The organism is Burkholderia sp. RS01 (assembly GCF_039748055.1).
In the GTDB taxonomy this organism is placed as follows: Bacteria; Actinomycetota; Actinomycetes; order Actinomycetales; family Micrococcaceae; genus Arthrobacter.
On sequence record NZ_JBDLAK010000067.1, the window covers coordinates 1 to 355 of the forward strand.

The 355-nt window shown below is 72.7% G+C and carries 1 pseudogene; it reads right to left on the reverse strand.

Going from position 1 to position 355, the window contains the following annotated elements:
* Positions 1–355: pseudogene (locus tag ABFP37_RS22550) on the reverse strand (hypothetical protein); the annotation flags it as partial.

Here is a 355-nt window from a genome sequence, read left to right on the forward strand (position 1 = left end):
GACCATGACCTGGGGTCGGAGGCCGCCGGTGGCGGGCAGGGTTGCGGTGGCGAGGGCGGTTTTGCAGGCGCCGATGAGGCCGTCGAGGAGTTGTTGGGGCCGGGTGCGGCGCTCGAGGTGCGCGGTGTCGGCGGCGGCCTCGGCTGCCGCGCCGAACCCCGGCCCGGCGTGGGCTGCCGCCGTCGAAGTGTTCGTGCTCGCGTCGCTGTTTCCTGCCGCGCCGTCTGCGTCGCTGTTTCCGGGGCCGGGGCCGGTGGTGGGTGGGGTGCGGGGGTTGGTGGCGGTGTTCATGACGGTGAGGAGGTGTTCGTATTGGTCGGCGGTGGCGAAGATTTCGAGGTGGTGGAGTCCGCGG